17 protein-coding genes are annotated in these 18859 nt (G+C 74.4%); 8 read left to right on the top strand and 9 right to left on the bottom strand.

Annotated features, from left to right (window positions below; all coding sequences use genetic code 11):
- Positions 1–57: 57 nt before the first annotated feature.
- From ACFVU9_RS14050 to ACFVU9_RS14025, 6 genes are all read right to left on the bottom strand, one after another.
- Positions 58–579: a potassium channel family protein gene (locus ACFVU9_RS14050; protein ID WP_380435710.1), complete on the bottom strand. Its 522-nt coding sequence runs from the start codon at positions 577–579 to the stop codon at positions 58–60.
- Between the two features lie 5 nt (positions 580–584).
- Positions 585–1940 carry a hypothetical protein gene (locus ACFVU9_RS14045; RefSeq protein WP_380508936.1) on the bottom strand — a complete coding sequence of 452 codons (1356 nt, stop codon included), beginning with the start codon at positions 1938–1940 and terminating at the stop codon, positions 585–587.
- A gap of 144 nt (positions 1941–2084) precedes the next feature.
- Positions 2085–2363 (bottom strand): Sec-independent protein translocase subunit TatA, encoded by a 279-nt coding sequence (gene tatA / locus ACFVU9_RS14040; protein WP_380435714.1) that lies wholly within the window; start codon positions 2361–2363, stop codon positions 2085–2087.
- Positions 2364–2616: 253 nt separating this feature from the next.
- Positions 2617–3186 carry a methyltransferase family protein gene (locus ACFVU9_RS14035; protein WP_380508933.1) on the bottom strand — a complete coding sequence of 190 codons (570 nt, stop codon included), beginning with the start codon at positions 3184–3186 and terminating at the stop codon, positions 2617–2619.
- 136 nt (positions 3187–3322) lie between these two features.
- A complete protein-coding gene (locus tag ACFVU9_RS14030; protein WP_380435718.1) occupies positions 3323–3958 on the bottom strand; it encodes a class I SAM-dependent methyltransferase in 636 nt (211 codons plus the stop codon).
- A 252-nt stretch (positions 3959–4210) separates the two neighbouring features.
- Positions 4211–5788, bottom strand: coding sequence for an MFS transporter (locus ACFVU9_RS14025; protein WP_387593279.1), 1578 nt, complete (start codon positions 5786–5788; stop codon positions 4211–4213).
- A gap of 123 nt (positions 5789–5911) precedes the next feature.
- Here ACFVU9_RS14025 and ACFVU9_RS14020 point away from each other — a divergent pair, with 123 nt between their 5' ends.
- The gene (locus ACFVU9_RS14020) at positions 5912–6502 is read left to right on the top strand and encodes a TetR/AcrR family transcriptional regulator (protein WP_380496731.1); all 591 of its coding nucleotides are present in this window, start codon (positions 5912–5914) and stop codon (positions 6500–6502) included.
- A 39-nt stretch (positions 6503–6541) separates the two neighbouring features.
- On the opposite strand, the gene ACFVU9_RS14015 is transcribed toward ACFVU9_RS14020, so the two are convergent.
- Positions 6542–6859: a cupin gene (locus tag ACFVU9_RS14015; protein ID WP_380435724.1), complete on the bottom strand. Its 318-nt coding sequence runs from the start codon at positions 6857–6859 to the stop codon at positions 6542–6544.
- A gap of 200 nt (positions 6860–7059) precedes the next feature.
- On the opposite strand from ACFVU9_RS14015, the gene ACFVU9_RS14010 reads away from it, so the two are divergent.
- On the top strand, positions 7060–7326 hold the full coding sequence (locus tag ACFVU9_RS14010) for a hypothetical protein (protein WP_380435726.1): 267 nt from the start codon (positions 7060–7062) through the stop codon (positions 7324–7326).
- A gap of 99 nt (positions 7327–7425) precedes the next feature.
- Here the strand turns inward: ACFVU9_RS14010 and ACFVU9_RS14005 are convergent, their stop codons facing one another.
- A complete protein-coding gene (locus ACFVU9_RS14005; protein ID WP_380496732.1) occupies positions 7426–8583 on the bottom strand; it encodes an acyl-CoA dehydrogenase family protein in 1158 nt (385 codons plus the stop codon).
- 251 nt (positions 8584–8834) lie between these two features.
- On the opposite strand from ACFVU9_RS14005, the gene ACFVU9_RS14000 reads away from it, so the two are divergent.
- Positions 8835–9989 carry a TetR/AcrR family transcriptional regulator gene (locus tag ACFVU9_RS14000; RefSeq protein ID WP_387593274.1) on the top strand — a complete coding sequence of 385 codons (1155 nt, stop codon included), beginning with the start codon at positions 8835–8837 and terminating at the stop codon, positions 9987–9989.
- Between the two features lie 115 nt (positions 9990–10104).
- Here the strand turns inward: ACFVU9_RS14000 and ACFVU9_RS13995 are convergent, their stop codons facing one another.
- Positions 10105–10428, bottom strand: a complete 324-nt coding sequence (locus ACFVU9_RS13995) for a hypothetical protein (protein ID WP_380435732.1) — start codon at positions 10426–10428, stop codon at positions 10105–10107.
- Between the two features lie 333 nt (positions 10429–10761).
- On the opposite strand from ACFVU9_RS13995, the gene ACFVU9_RS13990 reads away from it, so the two are divergent.
- The 5 genes from ACFVU9_RS13990 to ACFVU9_RS13970 all read left to right on the top strand — a co-directional run.
- A complete protein-coding gene (locus tag ACFVU9_RS13990; RefSeq protein WP_387593271.1) occupies positions 10762–12669 on the top strand; it encodes an ATP-binding protein in 1908 nt (635 codons plus the stop codon).
- A gap of 88 nt (positions 12670–12757) precedes the next feature.
- Positions 12758–15115: a hypothetical protein gene (locus ACFVU9_RS13985; protein WP_387593268.1), complete on the top strand. Its 2358-nt coding sequence runs from the start codon at positions 12758–12760 to the stop codon at positions 15113–15115.
- A 99-nt stretch (positions 15116–15214) separates the two neighbouring features.
- On the top strand, positions 15215–15868 hold the full coding sequence (locus tag ACFVU9_RS13980) for a DedA family protein (protein ID WP_380435738.1): 654 nt from the start codon (positions 15215–15217) through the stop codon (positions 15866–15868).
- A gap of 119 nt (positions 15869–15987) precedes the next feature.
- Complete coding sequence (locus ACFVU9_RS13975; RefSeq protein ID WP_387593265.1) at positions 15988–17928, top strand: threonine/serine exporter ThrE family protein; 1941 nt, start codon at positions 15988–15990, stop codon at positions 17926–17928.
- A 90-nt stretch (positions 17929–18018) separates the two neighbouring features.
- On the top strand, positions 18019–18859 hold an 841-nt coding region (locus tag ACFVU9_RS13970), incomplete at its 3' end, for a hypothetical protein (protein ID WP_387593262.1).

The raw sequence follows: 18859 nt of genomic DNA, 5'->3' as shown, positions 1-18859 counted from the left end.
GACGACTGACCCGACCGGACGCCCGGCGGGTCGCGTGCACAGGCCCGCCGCGCCCGATCAGCCCTGCCGTCGGATCCGGTTCTCGACGTTCGACCGGATCGCCCGCGACAGCGTGCCAGCCGCCGTCGCGAGGAACACGAAGTTGTACCCGATCTGCAGGACCACCACGAGCCGCGCCGCCTGCCCCGACGGCGTGATGTCGCCGTACCCGACCGTTGCCATCGTCACGACCGTGAAGTACAGCGCGTCCAGCCGGGTCTCCAGCCCGTTGAACTCCGCCTTGCGCGCGCCCAGCACGTAGTACGTCGCCGCGTAGATCGTCATCGTCAGGCAGATCAGGAAGATCAGCCAGACCACCGGACGCTTCGCCGTCCCGCGCATCACACCGACGATCTTGGCCACCAGCGTGCCCGTCAGCCCGGCCAGCGCCCCCACGAAGACCCCCCAGCTCACCACCGGCCGACGGTCGCCGAACCACTCCAGCGGCAGCGTGAAGTACCCGACCATCAGCAGCGTGAACGAGCCCAGCAGCCAGTACCAGGCCCGTACGTCGGCAGGTGGCGGCGGGTTCTCGGACATCCCGTTCAGCCTCCCCCGGCCGCCCCCTGGGCGCCCGTCCGTCTGCTCCGTCCGGGCTCGTCCAGCAGCTCCAGCACCGCGAGAACGCCCATCAGCCCGAGCGCCAGGCAGAGCGTCACCAGCGCCGTCGGACGGTCCCACAGCACGAAGGCCAGTGCCGCCCCCGCGACCGCCGCCCAGCCCAGCCATGCCTTCCAGCGGTGCACGAAGCGCCCGACCGGCCCGAGCCGCAGCCCGGCCCGCTCGGCCACCCGCCGCACCGCGCCCAGTCCGGCCCGCCACATCCCGCGCACTGTCCCGGCCCGGCGCCCGGAGCCGCTGATCCAGGCGCCCAGCGCCACCAGCAGCCCGAGCGCGACCACCACCCGGACGGCGGAGCGCAGGTAGCGCACGAGGGTGTCGTAGACGGCGTGCGCGGCAGCCTGGTCCACGCCGGCCGGGAGCGCGTCCAGGTAGACGGCCCGGAAGACGCTCAGCCCGATGCCCAGCAGCAGGGCCCCGCCGGCCACGCCGAGCGCCGCCGTGACCACCGCCCGGCGGCGCCGGACGGCCAGCAGCACTCCGCCCGTCGCGCAGGCCACGGCCAGGACCGGCACCCAGAAGCCGGCCACGTCGAGCAGCCGCAGGCCGGTGCGCACCTTCGGGACGGCGTCGGACTGCACCAGCGTGTACGAGGTGTGGATCTCCGGGATCTTCGAGGCGATGGACAGCCCGTTGTCGACGAGCGCCGTCTTCACCCGGGCGATCAGCGGGGCGAGGTCGAGCACCACGGTGTTGCCCTTGAGCTCGACGGCGCCGCCGCCCTGCCCGGTCAGCATCCGGCCGATCGCGGCGTGCGCCTCCCGGTTGGCGTCCGTCCAGACGGTGGCGAAGGCGTCGCTGTCCACGACGCGCTGGACCTGGGTGTGGACGAACCCGGCGATCCCGTCGCCGAGGGCCTGGCCGATGCTGCCCAGCAGCGCGCCGAGCACGGGCCGGTCGTCCGGCGCGACGTCGTCGAGCAGCGAGTCGACGGGGAGCTGCTTCACGATCTCGTCGGTCACCCGGTTCGTCACGGCGGCGCGGATCGCGGGGTCCCGGGCGAGCGGGGCCATCGTGGCCACGTAGCGGTCGGTGTCGGAGACCTCGGACTTCGCCCACACGGCGACGGCGCCGAGCGGCGTCAGCAGGCAGGCCAGCAGGACCAGCAGGACGGCGAACGCGGACCGCACCCGGTGGCGCGGCGGGCGGGCCCGCAACTCCTCGGCGAGCCGTGCCTCGTGGGCCTCGACGGCGCTCAGCCGGGCCCGCAGGTCGGCCAGTTCGTCGGGTGGTTCGCCGGGCGGTTCGTCAGGGGAGGCGCCCGGCCCGTCGGTCGGCATGCCACGACTCCGTTCGTCCGGTCGGTGCCTCCCAGGAGACAACGGATCACGGTGACCGGCCAGTCGGGGGCGTCCGGGAACGACGGAGGCCCCCGGCGCCGTCGCGGTGACGGTGCCGGGGGCCTCCGGAAGGTCCGACGGGACTCAGGCGGTCGTCTCGGGCCGCGGGGTCTCGGTCGCCTTGGTGACGTTCGTCGGGGTGACGGCCGGGCGGTCGGCCGGCTGCTGGGCGGTGCTCTGCGCGGTGCCCGCGGCCTCGGCCGGGGTGTCGTCCTCGCGCATCGCCTTCGTCTCCGCCTTCAGGATGCGCATCGACTTGCCGAGGCCACGGGCCATCTCCGGCAGCTTCTTCGATCCGAACAGCAGGACTACGACCGCCAGCACCACCAAGATGTGCCAGGGCTCAAGACCGTTCCGCAGCATCCCTGGCCACCGGTCCCTTCTTGTCTAGAGTCACGGGAGGGCAAAGTACCCGTCCGGCCAGTATGCCTGGCCCCGGTGCGGAACGGATACACCGGCCGGGAAACGCTGGCCGAAAAGCGGGTGCCGCTCAAGCGGACCGCGAGTGCCGTGGTCCCGGCCGGTGTGTCCCGACCGGGGTGTCGAACGTCACAGCCGAAGGTCGCGGTCGCGGGCCACGGTCGGAGGTCGCAGGGGCGGGGCTCAGCAGCGGGGCTCAGTAGACGAAGGGGACGAGCCGCTTCGACTCCCGCCGGTACTGCGCGTACGCGGGGCCGAGGGCGGCCACCAGCAGGCGCTCCTCGGCGGCGATCCGCCAGCCGTAGGCGGCCAGCAGCAGCGCGAACACGACCACGGTGGCCGGCCAGCTGCCCAGGCCGAGCGCGTAGCCCGTCCACACCAGCAGGCTGCCGCAGTAGCCGGGGTGGCGGATCAGCCGGTACGGGCCGGTGCGGACGACCTCCTGGGTGTCGACGGTGCGCAGGGTGCGGGTGTAGAAGCGGCCCAGGGTGCGCATGCCCCAGGCCCGCAGGGCCAGCCCGGCGGCGATCAAGGCGACGCCGAACCAGCGCGCCCACACGGGCAGTTCGCCGACCGACGCGCGGCCGAGGAGGACGATCACCAGGACGGAGGCGGCGTAGCAGGCGAGCAGCAGCCGGGTCGAGCCGCGGTCGCGGTCGTCCGCGCGCCAGGTGCCGGCGGCGGAGTCGTCGCGGCGGCGCAGCAGCAGCTCGTACCCGGCCCAGGCGAGGACACCGAGGACGGAGAGCAGGCTCGGCAGGGACATGGTGGGGCTCCTGACGCTCGTGGACCAGGGCACGGGCCTCGCAACGGGGGCCGCGTACCCACCACGGTCCTCCTGCCCGCCCGGCCCCGCACGGACCCGGGGGTGGACGCGCGGGCTTCCACCCCCGGGTGGAGCGTCAGTCCGTCCGCCGGGCCAGCAGGTAGCCGCGCCGGGTCGGGGCCTCCTCGGGCAGGCCCTCGCGCTCCAGCCGGGCCTCGACGGCGAACCCGGCGGCGGTGAGGTGCGCGACGACGGCGTCCGTCTGCAGGAAGTGGAAGTCCACGTCGACCTGGTGGCCCCACCACTCGTCCAGCCGCCGCACCTCGGTGCCCAGGTGGAACGAGACCAGCAGGAAGCCGCCGGGCCGCAGCACCCGCCGCATCTCGGCGAACGCGGGCGCCAGCTCGCCGGGTTCGAGGTGGATCACCGAGTAGAGCGCCACCGCCGCCGCGAACTCGCCGTCCCGGGCGGGCAGGTCGAGCAGGTCGCCGGTGCGGAACTCGGCCTTCGGGTGCTCGCGGCGGGCCAGCTCCACCATGCGGGGGGAGAGGTCGATCCCGACGACCTCGGCGCCGTGCCCGGCGAGCCACCCCGCCACGTGCCCCGGCCCGCACCCGAGGTCCGCGACGACCCCGCCGGCGGCCTCCGCCACGACCACCCAGAGCAGGGCCCGGTCGACCGGCTTGTGCGCCAGCTCGTCCCCGATCCGTTCGAGGTACTCCTCCGCCACCGTGTCGTAACTCCCGCGCACGCGCGTGTGATCAGCAACCATGGCCCCACCTTGGCACCCGGGACGGCGCCCGCGGGGCGCTTTTCCGCAACCAGGGGAACGGCTGACGACCCCCGCCCCGGCCCGGCTCGAACACGGCTGGTCCCCTCCACAACGGGCCGGCGCTTAGGGGTATGGGCACCGGCCGACGCGGGGCAGTGGTCAGCCTAATCGGTTCCCTGGAACGGCGAAGAGCCCCCGCCCGGGTGGGCGAGGGCTCCTGATGACGCGCGTTGGCACCGGCCGGTGGGGGGCTCAGGCGTTGACGGCCTCGGAGGCGGCTTCCGGGGTGGCGGCGGCCGGGGCGGCGGCCGGGGCGGCGGCCGGGAGGTGGCGCATCAGGCGGTAGGCCAGGGCGGCGGCGCCGAGGGTGAAGACCAGGCCGACGACGGCCGCCACGTGCAGCCCGTCCGTGAAGGCGCCCCGGGCGGTGTCCAGCAGGTCGGCGCCGAGCCGGCCCGGGAGGTGCGCGGCTACGGTGACCGCGCCGCCGAGGGTGTCCTGGGCCGCGCGGGCGGCCTCGCCGTCCACGCCCGCCGGGAGGGCGCCGTCCAGCTGGTGGCGGTAGACCGCGGCGCCCGCCGCGCCGAGCAGCGCGATGCCCAGCGAGCTGCCGAGCTCGACGGCGGTCTCGGAGGTGGCCGAGGCGGCGCCGGCCCGCTCGGCGGGGGCCGCGGAGACGACCATCTCGGCGGTCATCGTCATGGTGCCGACGGTGCCGGCGGCCAGCACGCCCGCCGCGGTGAGGATGAGAGCGAGCGGCGAGTCCGCGCCGACCTGCGTCATCATCGCGAAGCCCGCCGAGCCGATCACGAACCCGCCGCTCATCAGCACCGCCGGGCGGACCTTCCCGGCAAGCGCCGAGCCGAGGCCGACCGCCGCGCCGACGCCGACGCTCGGCACCAGCGACCAGAGCGAGGCGGTGAACGGGCTCATGCCCTTGACGAGCTGCAGGTACTGCGAGGTGAAGAGGGCGAAGCCCATCATCGCGAACATCGCGACGGTGTTGACGCTGATCGCCCCGCTGAAGGTGCGGATCCTGAACAGGCCGAGGTCGAGCAGCGGCTCGGCGGCGGTGCGCTGGCGCCACACGAACGCGGCGGCGAGCAGCAGTCCGGCCGGGACGGCGAGCGCGGGCAGCAGGCTCCAGCCGTCCACCGCGAGGGTCTTCACGCCGTAGACGAGCGGCAGGATCGCGGCCGTCGAGAGCGCGGCGCCGGGCAGGTCGAAGCGGCCGGTGCGGGCGGTGGCGCGGTACTCGGGGAGCAGCGCGGGGGCGGCGACCAGCACGAGGGCCATCACCGGGACGGCGAGCAGGAACGCGGAGCCCCACCAGAAGTGGTCGAGCAGCAGGCCGCCGGCGACCGGGCCGAGGGTGGCGCCGGCGGTGAGGACGCCGCCCCAGGCGCCGAGCGCGGCCTGCCGCTGCTTGGGGTCGTGGAACATGTTGCGGATCAGCGCGAGCGTCGAGGGCATCACGGTCGCCCCGGCCGTGCCGAGCAGGGCCCGGGCGGCGATCAGCTGCCACGCGCTGTCGGCCCAGGCGGCCAGCAGCGAGGCGCCGATGAACCCGGCGGCGCCGATCATCAGCAGCCGGCGGCGACCGATCCGGTCGCCGAGCGCGCCCATCGTGATGAGCAGGCCGGCCAGCAGGAACGAGTACATGTCCATGATCCACAGCTGCTGGGTGCCGCTGGGGGCGAGCGTCGTGGAGATGTAGGGGACGGCGAAGAAGAGGACGCCCATGTCCATGGCGAGGACGAGGGTCGGCAGCAGGAGGACGGCCAGGCCGAGCCATTCGCGACGGCCTGCGCGGCCGGTGGTTGCGGTCATGGGAAGTACCGTACGAGCGTTTCAGACGCTTGTCTAGTACGGATGTATAAATCACTTGTGCGAGACGAAAGTGTCAGACGTAAGTGCAAGACAGCTGTGCAGTCCTTCCGTAGGATCGGGACCATGGGAAACCGCGAAGACCTCATGGCGGGCGCCAAGCGCTGCCTGTACGAGAAGGGCTACGGGCGCACCACCGCCCGGGACGTCGCCACCGCCTCCGGCGTCAGCCTGGCCGCCATCGGCTACCACTTCGGCTCGAAGGACGCGCTGCTCAACGCGGCGATGATCGAGGCGATCGGCGAGATGGGCATGGCCCTGGGTGCCGTGGTCAACGCCGCGAACGAGGCCACGGGCGACCCCGAGGAGCGCTTCGTCGCGGTGTGGGAGGGCCTCAAGGCCGTCTTCGAGGAGCACCGCGGCCTCTGGGCGTCCCAGTTCGAGGCGCTCGCGCAGGCCGGGCACGCGCCCGAGCTGGCGCAGGCGCTCTCGGAGGCGCAGAAGGAGGGCCGGCTCGGCCTGGCCGCGCTGTTCCAGGGGCTTCCCGAGGTGCCGGAGACCGCGGACGAACTCGCCCGCGGCGCCTTCTACCAGGCCCTCCTGGCCGGGTCCGTCGCCCAGTGGCTGGCCGCGCCCGAACTCGCCCCGTCCGGGCGGGACTTCCTGCGCGGGCTGCGGCTGGTCGCGGCGAGCGTGCCGGAGTCCGCCGCGCACTGACCCGCACGGACCGCACGCTGACCGCACGCGTGGTGGCCGTCAGGTCGTGACGACCGTCAGCAGCACCACCGAGTCCACGTGCGCCAGCAGCCCGTGCCGCTCCTGCGGAACGGGCGCCAACTGGCCCGCCGACAGCTCCTGGTGCTGCCCGGCCACCGTCAGCGCGACCCGGCCGCGCAGCACCTGCACGCTGCCGGCCGTCGGCGGGGTGTGCTCGTCCAGCGCGGTGCCGCCGGCCAGGGCGATCACGGTCTGCCGCAGCACCCCGTCGTGCAGCACGAGGTGGGCGCTGCGCCCGTGCGGGCTCTCGGCGGCCTTCGCGGCGTGCTCCACGGCGAGCTGTTCGAGATCGGGCATCGCGGCGTCCTCCTGCCTGTCAGCCCAGGTTGGCGGACGCGGCGGGCTCGCGCACCCGGAGCCGCTCGGCGTGCGGGCCCCGTGTACCCGGAGCCGCTCGGCGTGCGGGCCCCGTGCACCCGGGGCGGCCCGGCGCGCGGGCTCGCGCACCCGGAGCCGCTCGGCGTGCGGGCCCCGCGCGGTGCCCGCATCGTGGAGGCATGGCGACCAACGAGAGTTACCTCAGCGGGTTCCGGGTCAACCGCTCGCTGCTGACCGGCGGCGCGATGCTCACGGGCATCGGCGCGGCGCTCGGCGCGGCCGGGGTGGCAATGGTGTGCGTGGCGCTGGCCACCGCGGGCCGTGACTGGGTGCGCAGCCGGGAGACCCCGCCCACCGCCCTGGCCCAACGGGCGATGCACGAGGCCCGGGTGGCCTCCGCCGCCGGCTGGCAGGCCTGGCGCACCGAGCACGGCTCGCCGAACTGACGTTCACCCGTCCGGCGCAGCCGCCGCACCGGCGCCGGACGGGGTGCGGCGGGCCGCCATGGGGATGCGGCCCGCCGCAGTCGTGGATCCGCCGCCGGCCTACAGGCCGAGCGACTTGGCGATGATGCTGCGCATGACCTCGCTGGTGCCGCCGTAGATCCGGAAGACCCGGTTGTCGGTGTAGAGCCGGGCGATCGGGTACTCCAGGATGTAGCCGTAACCGCCGTGCAGCTGGAGGCACTTGTCGATGACGGTGGACGCCGACTCGGTGCAGAACAGCTTCGCGGCGGCCGCGTCGGCGACGGTCAGCTCGCCCTGCTGGTAGAGCTCCAGTGCGCGGTCCACCATCGACTGCTGCGCCACCACCTGGGCCTCGCAGTCCGCCAGGGTGAACTTGGTGTTCTGGAACTCGGCGACGGCCTTGCCGAACACCTTGCGGTCCTTGACGTACTGCACCGCGAACCGCACCGCCGCCGCGGCCGCCGCGTAGGCGCCGACCGCGATCGCGAGCCGCTCCTGCACGAGGTTGTGGGTCAGGTAGGCGAAGGCCCTGCCCTCCTCGCCGAGCAGGTTCTCCACCGGCACCTTGACGTCGCTGAACGCCAGCTCGGCGGTGTCCGACGTGCGCAGGCCGATCTTCTGCAGCTTGCGGCCGACGGTGTAGCCCTCGGAGTCCGTGTCCACGCAGAGGATGGAGAGCCCGGCCCGGCGGTTCTCCGGGTCGTACGGGGAGGTGCGGCAGATGACCAGGACGAGGTCGGCCAGCACGCCGCCGGTGATGAAGGTCTTGGCGCCGTTGAGGACGTAGTGGGTGCCGTCCTCGGACAGGCGCGCGTGGGTGGTGATGCCCGCGAGGTCGGAGCCGGCGCCGGGCTCGGTCATCGCGATCGCCGTCATGATGTCGCCCGAGACGAAGCCGGGCAGCCACCGCTGCTTCTGCTCCTCGGTGGCGTACTCCAGCAGGTACGGCAGCACGAGCCCGGTGTGCACCCCGGACGAGCCGAAGCTGACGCCCGCGCGGGCGACCTCCTCGGCGACCACCGCCTGGTACTTGAAACCGCTCTCGCCGGCGCCGCCGTACTCCTCCGGCACCTCGATGCCGTAGACGCCGAGCGCGCCGAGCTGCCGGTAGAAGTCGCGCGGGGGGTGGCCGTCGGCCTCCCAGCTCTCGTAGACCGGGACGACCTCGTTGGCGATGAAGTCCCGGATGGTCTCCCGGAAGGCCTCGTGGTCCTCGGTGAACACGGTGCGGCGCACGCGGGCGCTCCCTTCGGTGGTGCCGGTCGCGGCTGAAGGTGCAGCTGAAGGTGCCAGGTGTTGCCTGGTGATGGCCTCACAAGTTAATCCCGGGTAGCTTCGGCTGTCCAGGGTCGGCGCGGCGCCGGACGCCCGGTGGCCGTTGGGCGAGGGCCATGACAAGTGAATCCTTGCTAGCCTTCCCTCGGCGTTCCGGCCGGGCGCCGTGGCGACCGGGCAGGCAGCGGCGGGACTGCGGGAGGGGCGGCAGCATGGTGGTCCGACGGCCCCCGGGGCGGCGCGCCCAGATCCTCGCGGTGGCGGCCGACCGCTTCCACCGCAGCGGCTACCACCAGGTCTCGATGACCGAGGTCGCCGCCGGCGTCGGCATCACCGCGCCCGCCCTCTACCGGCACTTCCGCGGCAAGCCCGAACTCCTCGACCGCGCCGTCCGGCTCGGCCTGGACGCGCTCGCCGACGGGCTGCGCGCCGCCGGCGCCACCGCCGATCTGGGCGCCGCACTGGCCGCCGTCGCCGTCGGGCACCGGCCGCTCGGCACCCTCGTGCAGCGCGACGCCCGGCTGCTGCCGCCGGCCCGGCGGGCGGCCCTGCGCCGCGAACTGCGGGCGGACGTGGCCGCCATGACCGCCGTCCTGCGCGCCGAGCGCCCGGAACTGCCGGAGCCGGACGTCGAGTTGCTCTGCTGGTCGGCACTCTCGGCCTGCGCCGGGCTCTCCTACCAGTCGGCGGCGCCGCAGCCCCGGCGGGCCGAGGCGGTGCTGCGCGAGGTGGTCGCGGCCGTCCTCGCGGTGGCCTTCGACGGCGCCGGTTCCGGGAGCGGGGAAGGCGCCGCGCCCGCCGCCGTCCCCGGGCGGCAGCCCCGGCGGGAGGAACTGCTCGCGGCGGCCGTCCGGCTGTTCCACGAGCGCGGCTTCGACAACGTCAGCACCGACCAGCTCGGCGCCGCCGTCGGCATCTCGGGCCCCAGCGTCTACCGGCACTTCGACAGCAAGGCGCAGCTGCTCGCCGCCTCGCTGGTCCGCAGCCGCGAGCGCCTGTGGCACGAGGTGGAGGGCGCGATCTCGGCCGCGGCCGGGCCGGAGGAGGCGCTGGCGGCCGGCCTGGCGGCGTACGTCGGCTTCGCGCGGCGCAACGGCGACTACCTGGGCGCGATGCTCAGCGAGACGGAACGGCTGGCCCCGCCCGACCGCCGGGTCGCGGTGGACTTCCGCCGGGACTTCCTGCGGACCTGGGTCGGCCTGCTGCGCCGGGTGCGGCCGGAGTACGACGCGGCCGAGGCCAGGATCCGCGTCCACGCGCTGTTCGCCCTGGTCAACGACGGGGTCCGGAACCGCCCGCACAGCGCCCGCCCGGACCTCGGCGACTGCCTCCTGCGGCTGGCCCGGGCCGTCCTCGGCGTGTCCTGAGCGCCGTCTCCCGAAGGGGCCGGACAAGGGGCCGGGCCGGCCGCCCGCCCCGCGCTGGTGGGGCGGGCAGCCGGCCCGTGTGGGGCCAGGCTGCGCCGAGGGCAGTGGACGCGGCCTAGTAGAGGACGTGCGGGTAGTACACGCGGGTGTCGAGATTGCCGTTGCCCTGCAGGGCGCCGATGTTGCCGCCGTTGCCGGTCGCGGCGAGGCCGTTGTTCTGGTTGCTCGCACCCGAACCGGTGGCCGTCTGCTGGGTGCTGACCACGTTCCCGTGGACGTTGCCGATGATGTTGTTCGAGCCGGTGTTGCTCACGACGCTGCTGTTGGAGTGCTGGTCCGCGCCGGCGGCGTTGTCGGCGTGTGCGGTGGCGGCACCGACGCCGACGAGGAGGAAGGCACCGAGGGCGGTGACGGCGGCGGCTGCACGAATACGGGACACGCTGGTCTCCCTGAGCTGGACTTGCGAAATGTGGCGCGATCCGGAGTGGCCGCTCCGTGGCGCCGTTGCCTGACGTCGCGTGATCAGCATTCACCAGGGGAGCGGGCGAACTCCACCAAATGGGTGGCAATTCCCCCGATGGTGTCATCGTGCGGGCATTTCCGGTGGGTCGGCGGGCCCGTACATCTCCGGTCAAGTATTCCTGCGCGGTGGAGAGTTGGTGGAGGGGTCGAATGGGGTCGACAACACCCGCCGGTCAACACGGAGTTGACCAGGCACCGTCAGAGAGAAAGAAATGGTCGCCGGATAGTCGCACTGGCACACTGGGTTCCCATGTCTGAAGGTCTCCCGCCCGACCACGCCCCGGCCGAGGATCTGCGCACGACCGAGGTCGACCTCGGCGGCCTGGTGAACGTCCTCGCCACGCACCTCTACTCCACCCCGCTGGTCGCCCTGCGCGAACTCGTCCAGAACGCCCACGACTCGCACACCCGCCGCCTCCTGGAGGACCCGGACGGCGCCCACCGCCGGCTGATCCGGGTGCGCGGCGACGCCGTCCGCTGCACGGTCGCCGTCGAGGACACCGGAGCCGGCCTCACCGAGCCGGAGATCCACGCCTACCTCGCGACCGTCGGCACCGGCTACACCCGGATGCTGCGCGAACTCACCGGCGACCAGGACCTGATCGGCGCCTTCGGCCTCGGCTTCCTGTCCGCCTTCTCGGTGGCCGACGAGGTCGTCGTCACCACCACCTCCCACCGCGAACCCGGCCTCGGCCACCGCTACCGCAGCCGCGGCGGCCAGCAGTACCTCGTCGAGCCGGTGCCCGCCCGGCCGCAGCCCGGCACGGTCGTCGAGCTGACGCTCAAGGCCGAACACGCCCACCTCGCCGACGAGGACGCCCTGCGCGAGGTGCTCTCCCGGTACTGCGTGCTGCTGCCGATCCCGGTCCTCGTCGGCGACGACGAGGAGCCCGTCAACGCCGTCGACGTGCCCTGGCGCCGCCCCTCCGCCGGGGATCCGCACGAGGCCCGGATGCGCTTCGCCGCCGCCTTCGGCCGCCACTTCGAGCCGCTCACCGCCTTCCCGGTCGAGCCGGTCGACGGCGGCACCGACGCGATCGGCCTCCTGTGGGTCCAGGACGGCGGCACCTACGGCAGCAGCGACAACCGCGACCTCGCCGTCTACCTGCGCGGCATGCTGCTCGCCGACGACGCCCGCGACCTCCTGCCCGGCTGGGCCGGGTTCATCGGCGGCGTCGTCGAGTCCAGCCGCCTCACCCCCACCGCCAGCCGCGAGGACCTCCAGCGCGACGAGCACTACCGCGCGCTCCAGCGGACCCTCACCGACGCCATCGTCGACGGCCTGTACGAGACCGCCCGGCTGCGGCCCGCCGCCTGGCGCCGCATCCTCACCCGGCACGGCCAGGACCTCCTCGGCGCCGCGCTCTGCGACGACCGGCTGTTCACGCTGCTCGCCGACGACGTCCCGGTGCCCACCTCCCAGGGCGACCTGACCGCGGGCGCCCTGCGCGCCGCCGGAGGGGGCGCGGTGCACGTCGCGCTCGGCAGCGGCGGGGGCTTCGAGGAGATGCTCTACCGGGCGATGCGGGTGCCGATCGCCCGCGGCGAGCGGTACGCCGTCCTGCCGTTCCTGCGCCGCTACGCCCAGCTGCGCGGCTGCCGGCTGGTCGAGCTCGGCAGCGAGCAGGGCGACCGCTCGCTGTTCCGCGACCCGGAGCGCCCGCTGCCCGCCGAGGAGGCGGCCTGGCTGGCCGGCGCGCTGGCCGACCCGGGCGAGCAGCTGGTACCGGCCCGCTTCGACCCGCCCGGCCTGCCGCTGGTCCTGGTGCCGGACCGCGAGGCCGAGCTGAAGGCCCGGATCGAGGACGACCGGGCCGACGCCCGCATCCCGTCCGCCGCGCTGCGGCTCGCCCGGGCCTTCACCGCCCGCACCGACGGCGAGGTCCGGGCCCGGCTCTACCTCAACCTGTCCTGCCCGGCCGTGCGGGACCTGCTCGACGCGTACCGCTGCGGGCACACCGGCAGCGCCACCGCGGCCTCGCTGCTCCGCTCGCTCAAGGTGATCATGGCGGCGGCCGGGCCCACCGGCTCCTCCGGCGGCGACCTCACCGCCGCGCTCGCCGGCGTCGGCACCGCCGTCTCCGCCCTGACCGCCGCCGTCCCGGCCGGCCCGGCGGACATACCGGACAGCCCCGGAGCGCTGTCCGGCGACGCGTGACGGACCGGCCGGCCGACCGACCGCCGACCGGCCGGGTGTCAGTGGCGCCCGGCAGACTCTTCATCAGCACGACGCAGGGGGACGAGGCATGACGACCGACATCTGGGCCTGGGTGCACGAGACCCACCGGCAGCTGGCCGACGCGGGTCAGCACCGCCTGGCCGAGGCCATCTACGCGCTGCCCGGCCACGCCAACGAGGGCCGCAACGACGAGCTCGACGCCGTCTTCCCGGAGGCGCTGGCCGCCGCCCGGGCGCTCGGCCTGCCCTGGGTCGAGGTCTACCTGCGGCACTGGCGGATGCAGAACCTGCTGAACAAGCGCCACCACGGCGAGCGGGCCCTGCCCGAGGTGGTCGACCTGCTGGAGTTCGCCCACCGCGAGGAGACGGCCGGCTGCCCGCAGTCCGTCTGCGTGGTGCAGGACTTCGCGATCTGCCACGCCCGGGTGGACGGACCGGGCTACGCCTCCGAGCGGCTCGCCGTGCTCGGCGAGACGCTGGAGCGGATCGAGCCCGCCCGCTCGTGCTTCGACTGCCTCTCGCGCGAGTACTCCGACGCGCTGGAGGACGACGGCCGCGGCGAGGAGGCCCTGGCCCACCTCGACGCCGCCGGCGCCCGGATGCTGGCGGCCGGCCAGCGGCTCTCGCTGGAGTACCACCACTCCCGGGTCGGCACCCTGCTCCGGCTCGGCCGGTGCGAGGAGGTCCTCGGCCTGCTCGACACCGCCGAGCGCGCCGAGCGCACCGCCGGGCGCTCCCTGGGCGAGAACGACCGGCTCTGGGGCGCCCTGCTGCGGGCCCGCGCGCTCGCCACGCTCGGCCGCACCGACGAGGCCCTCGCGCTGCTGCCCGCCCGCGACGACGCCGAGCGCCACGCCGACCTGCGCGAGCACTGGACCAGGACGGTCGAGCTGCTGACCGCCGCCGGCGCCTGGGAGAACGACGCCGAACTCGGGGCCGTCCTGGCCGGCTGGGTCGGCCACCTCGACGGCACCGGCGCCCACCGCCCGTGCGTCGACCTGCTCCTGGCGGCGGGTCGGCTCGCCGTCGCCCGCGGCGCCCGGACGGTGGCCCGCACGCTCGCCGCGACGGGCGAGCGCAAGCTCACCGATCTGCGCCGCACCGACGGCGTGGCCGCGCAGGTGGCCGGGCTGCGGGCCGCCGCCGAGGCGCTGCCGGAGCCCGAGCTGCCCGTCCCGCCGGGGGAGCTGACGGCACACCTCGCCGAGACGGGCGTGCCCCACGAGACCGGCGCCGACCTGCTCTCCGTCGCCCTGGACCGGTACCGGGGTGAGCAGGCCGGCGCCACCGCCCTCGCGGCCGAACTGGCCGCCGTGCTCGGTCGGCTCGGCCACGCCCGGGCCGCCGCCGACCTGCTGTGGGAGCGGCTGGACGCCGACCCGGCCGACGCCGTCCTGCCCGGCCTGCTCGGCGCCGTACTGATCGACGCCGGGGACGGCGAGGGCGTGCGCCGCCTCGCCGACCGGCTGGCCGCGACCAGCCCGGCCGACGGGCACTGGGTGCGCGCCCGCTGGGCCGCCGCCGAGGCCCGCTGGGCCGAGGTGGTCGAGCACTGCGCGGCGATCCTGGCCGAGCACCCGGACCGGATCAACACCCGCCGCCTCGCCGCCGGCGCCGCCACCGAACTGGGCGACCACGCGACCGCGCAGCGGCTGTACGAGGAGCTCCTGGAGCACGCGCTGCCGGTCGAGGGCACTCCCGAGGAGGAGCTGCACCGCACCGTCCAGCAGCCCGACCTCTGGCACCTGATCACCGCGGCCACCGCCAACCGGGACTGGGCCGCCGTCCGCTCCACCGGCGCACTGCTCGGCATCGACTTCGACGAGCCCGAGGGCCCGGTGGAGGAGGAGTGGCAGCTGGTCACCGTCCGCACCACCCGGACCAACGGCTCCACCGCCGACCTCCCCGCCCTGCGCACCGGCCCGGCCACCGCCCGGGTCCTCCCGGTCCTCGGCGACGACCTGACGCTCAACCACGGCGACGTCGTCGTCTTCGCCCCGGCCCTGCTGGAGCCCCCGCCGGGGGACGAGGCCCCCGAGGCCGAGCGGGTGCGGTGGCGGCCGGCGTTCGAGATGCTGACGCTGCTCGACCCGGCGGGGTACACGACCTACTGGATCGACGGCGGCTGGCCCGGCGACGAGGCCTGGCACGCCCTGCGGGACGGCCTGGGCGAGGCCGGCTACGCGGTGTGGGCGTACAGCGGGGAGCAGTACAGCATCACCGACCCGGCCGAGGAGGACGGCATGCTGCCCGGCGTCTACGCGGCCCTCGGCGTGCCGCCGACGGCCTCCGCCGCCGAGGCCGACGCCCTGCTCCACCGCCTCACCGCCGCCTGGCCCCACCCCCTGGCCTGGCCCGCCCTGGCCGAGGCGGCGGGCGCCGACGTGGCCCACCACGAGGACATCGTCGAACGCTACGGCCTCTGACCGGCCCCCGAAGCCCCGGGGAACCTTCTCCACCCGGATCGAGTCTTGGTCATTGCTTTACCATTCCATTGCCAAGACTCGATCCCCAGGAGAGCCCCCGTGACCAGCATCGCCCTCGGCCCGTCCTGGCTCGATCCGACCAGCCTGATCTCCGCCTTCGGCCTCATCGGCATCCTCGTCATCGTCTTCGCCGAGTCCGGCCTGCTGATCGGCTTCTTCCTGCCGGGCGACTCCCTGCTGTTCACCACCGGCCTGCTGGTGGCCGGCGGCACCTACCTGCACCAGCCGCTCTGGCTGGTCTGCGCCCTGATCGTGGCCGCCGCCGTCGCGGGGGACCAGGTCGGCTACCTGTTCGGCCGCAAGGTGGGGCCGGGCCTGTTCCGCCGCCCCGACTCCCGGCTGTTCAAGCAGGAGAACGTCGAGAAGGCCGCCGCCTTCTTCGACCGGCACGGCCCCAAGGCGATCGTGCTGGCCCGCTTCGTGCCCATCGTCCGCACCTTCACCCCGATCGTGGCCGGGGTGAGCAGGATGAACTACCGCACGTTCGTGGTCTTCAACGTGGTCGGCGGCGTGCTCTGGGGCGCCGGTGTCACCGTCCTCGGGTACTTCCTCGGCCGGATCCCCTTCGTCCGGGACAACATCGAGGCGATCCTGGTCGGGATCGTGCTGCTCTCGGTGATCCCGGTGGCGGTCGAACTGCTCCGGGCCCGCCGTTCCGGAGCGTCCGCCGGCACCGGCCACCGCGCCGGGTAGGAGCCTGCCGCGCAGGTCACCCGCCGCGACGTACATGTGCGTCCAGCTGTTCGATCAGGCAAGGTGTAACCGGAGATCGATCGGTGGCCCGGTGCCACCAGGGGTGGCGAGGAGCGGAAGTGCCGAAGCGGGGCCGACCGGGCGGGGGCAAGCGGGCGAGGGGAGGCCGGGCGGCCCGCCAGGCGCGGCGCACGCCGCCGGTCCAGCCGGTCCACCCCTCCGACGCGCCGCCCACCGAGGGCCTGCTCGGCCACCCGGCCCCGGTCGTCGAGCCGACCACCGTCGTGCCGCTCGTCCCGCCCGTCCCCGAGACCAGGGGCCTGCTGACCCCGGAGCCCGTGGCTCCGCAGCCGCAGCTCTCGCCGTCACTGGCCCTGCCCTCGCGGTCGTCCGCCGCCCGGCAGGAGGACACGACCCCGGACGCCGGGTCGACCACCTCGACCGCCTCGACCACCTCGACCACCTCGACGTCCTCGACGTCCTCGACGTCCTCGACGTCCTCGACCGCCTCCGCCCCGGCCGAAGCGCGCCCGCGCCGCCGCTCGGTCGCCGAGGATACCCTGACGCCCGAGGAGTGGCGGGCCGCCGGCTACACCCCGCCCACCGGCATCCCCGTCCCGGAGCTGACCCCCGGCGCGCCCGGCGAGGCGCCCTGGCCGGACCGGATGCGCACGCTCCTGCGCACCCCGATGTCCGAGCGCCCCGCCTTCGAGCGGACGGCCCGTGAGCTGCACCCCTCGGCGGCCCGGAACGTCCCCCGCATCCTCGACCTGACGCTGCGCATCGGCGAGCTGCTGCTGGCGAGCGGCGAGGCCGCCGAGGACGTCGAGGCGGCGATGCTCGGCATCGCGCACGCCTACCGGCTGGACCACTGCGAGCCGCAGGTGACCTTCACCCTGATCGGCATCTCGCACCAGCCCTCGCTGGTCGAGCCGCCGATCACCGCGGACCGCGTGGTGCGCCGCCGCACCTCCGACTACACCCGGCTGAACGCGGTGTACGAGCTGGTCGCGGACATCACGGCGGAGCAGGTGACGGTCAACGACGCCTACCGCCGGCTCGCCGAGATCCGGCGCAACCGGCACCCGTACCCGGCCTGGCTGCTCGCCCTGACCACCGGTCTGCTGGCCGGCGCGGCGACGTTCCTGGTCGGCGGGCGGGTCGACGACAAGGGGTGGCTGGTCTTCGCGAGCGCGTTCATCGCGGCCGTGCTCGGCGACCGGCTGGCCTCCGGGCTGGCCCGGCGCCGGCTGCCGGAGTTCTACCAGTTCGTCGCCGCGGCGATGCCGGCCGCCGCCTCCGGGATCATCCTGTCCTTTAACGACTGGGGCCTGCGCGGCTCGGTCGTGATCACCGGCGGCCTGTTCGCGCTGCTGCCCGGGCGGGCGCTGGTCGCCGCCGTCCAGGACGGCCTGACCGGCTTCTACATCACCGCCGCCGCCCGCCTCCTCGAAGTGATCTACCTGGTCGCGGGCATCGTGATCGGCGTGATGCTGATCCTCTACCTGGGCGTCGGCTTCGAGGCGAGGCTGCGGCCGGACGAGAGCCTGGTGGGGATCAGCTACCCGCCGGTCCAGATGGTGGCGGCGCTCGTGCTGACCCTCGCGTTCGCGATGCTGCTGCAGACCGACCGCCGCACCCTCGCCCTCGTGACGGTGAACAGCGGCATCGGCTGGGCGAGCTACGGCGTGCTGGTCTACAACGGCGGCGTCTCCCCGATAGTGGCCACCGGCGTCGCGGCCGGTCTGGTGGGTCTCTTCGGCCAGCTGATGGCGCGTTACCGCAGCGGCTCGGCGCTGCCGTACGTGACGGCGGCGATCGGCCCGCTGATGCCGGGTTCGGCGCTCTACCTCGGGATGCTGGCCTTCGCCCAGGGGCACTCCAGCGCCGGGCTGGTGTCGATCACCCGGGCCGCCGCGATCGCGATGGCGCTGGCCATCGGGGTCAACCTCGGTGGCGAGATCGCCCGGCTGTTCATGAAGCTGCCCGTCGGCGCCGAGCGTCCCTCGCTGTACCCGGTCGTGCCCCGCCGGGCCGCCAAGCGCACCCGGGGCTTCTGACCGGCCGTTGGACGGGGTGTTGGGCCGGAGTCGGGCTCCGGGCCACGTCACGGCGGGCAGGACGCAGGACCAGGAACGAAGGTAAGACCCATGACGACACTGCTGGACAGCTACCGCGAGCACATCGTCGCCGCGCACAAACAACCGCTGTTCCTGCTGCTGGTCGGGTTCATCACCTCCTTCGTGTTCATCCGGTTCAGCGTGCGGATGATCCGCGCCCAGGTCAGGTGGTGGCCCGGCAACGTCACGCCCGGCGGCCTGCACATCCACCACATGGTGTTCGGCCTGGGCTTTCTGCTGGTCGGGGGGATCGGGGTGTTCGCCACCTACGGCGGTCACCCGTGGATCGACGTGTTCGGGCTGCTCTTCGGCATCGGCTGCGGTCTGGTGCTGGACGAGTTCGCGCTGATCCTGCACCTGGACGACGTGTACTGGGGGGAGCAGGGCCGCAAGTCGGTGGACGCGGTGATCTTCGGGATCCTGTTCACCGCCCTGCTGCTGGTCGGCTACGTGCCGCTCGGCGTGGTGCCCGGTCAGGAGACCAGGTGGGGGCTGATCACGGTGATCTCGGTCAACGCCCTGGCCTCGGTGATCACGCTGATCAAGGGCAAGCTGTGGACCGGCCTGCTCGGCATCATGGTCCCCGGCCTCTCCTGGATCGGCGCGATCCGGCTGGCCCGGCCGAGCAGCCCGTGGGCCCGCTGGCGGTACGCCACGCGCCCCCGCCGCAGGGCGCGGGCGCTCCGGCGCGAGCGACTCCTCCACCGGCGCGCGGACCGGGCCCGCACCTGGCTCTTCGACCTGATCGCCGGCGCGCCGGACAAGGTCCCCGCCAACCACCCCGCCGCCCACCGGGTGGCCGAGCGGATGGCCGCCCGGGCCACCGCCCACCTGGACGCCCACGCCGCCCGGGCGCTGGCCCGGCGGTCGG

Source organism: Kitasatospora sp. NPDC057936, from assembly GCF_042887525.1.
In the GTDB taxonomy this organism is placed as follows: domain Bacteria; phylum Actinomycetota; class Actinomycetes; order Streptomycetales; family Streptomycetaceae; genus Kitasatospora.
This window is presented reverse-complemented; position numbering and strand designations above follow the sequence as displayed.

Coding starts and splice junctions, on each gene's coding strand:
- ACFVU9_RS14050 (WP_380435710.1), bottom strand. CDS start 579: ATGTCCGAGAACCCGCCGCCACCTGCCGACGTACGGGCCTGGTACTGG.
- ACFVU9_RS14045 (WP_380508936.1), bottom strand. CDS start 1,940: ATGCCGACCGACGGGCCGGGCGCCTCCCCTGACGAACCGCCCGGCGAA.
- tatA (WP_380435714.1), bottom strand. CDS start 2,363: ATGCTGCGGAACGGTCTTGAGCCCTGGCACATCTTGGTGGTGCTGGCG.
- ACFVU9_RS14035 (WP_380508933.1), bottom strand. CDS start 3,186: ATGTCCCTGCCGAGCCTGCTCTCCGTCCTCGGTGTCCTCGCCTGGGCC.
- ACFVU9_RS14030 (WP_380435718.1), bottom strand. CDS start 3,958: ATGGTTGCTGATCACACGCGCGTGCGCGGGAGTTACGACACGGTGGCG.
- ACFVU9_RS14025 (WP_387593279.1), bottom strand. CDS start 5,788: ATGACCGCAACCACCGGCCGCGCAGGCCGTCGCGAATGGCTCGGCCTG.
- ACFVU9_RS14020 (WP_380496731.1), top strand. CDS start 5,912: ATGGGAAACCGCGAAGACCTCATGGCGGGCGCCAAGCGCTGCCTGTAC.
- ACFVU9_RS14015 (WP_380435724.1), bottom strand. CDS start 6,859: ATGCCCGATCTCGAACAGCTCGCCGTGGAGCACGCCGCGAAGGCCGCC.
- ACFVU9_RS14010 (WP_380435726.1), top strand. CDS start 7,060: ATGGCGACCAACGAGAGTTACCTCAGCGGGTTCCGGGTCAACCGCTCG.
- ACFVU9_RS14000 (WP_387593274.1), top strand. CDS start 8,835: ATGGTGGTCCGACGGCCCCCGGGGCGGCGCGCCCAGATCCTCGCGGTG.
- ACFVU9_RS13990 (WP_387593271.1), top strand. CDS start 10,762: ATGTCTGAAGGTCTCCCGCCCGACCACGCCCCGGCCGAGGATCTGCGC.
- ACFVU9_RS13985 (WP_387593268.1), top strand. CDS start 12,758: ATGACGACCGACATCTGGGCCTGGGTGCACGAGACCCACCGGCAGCTG.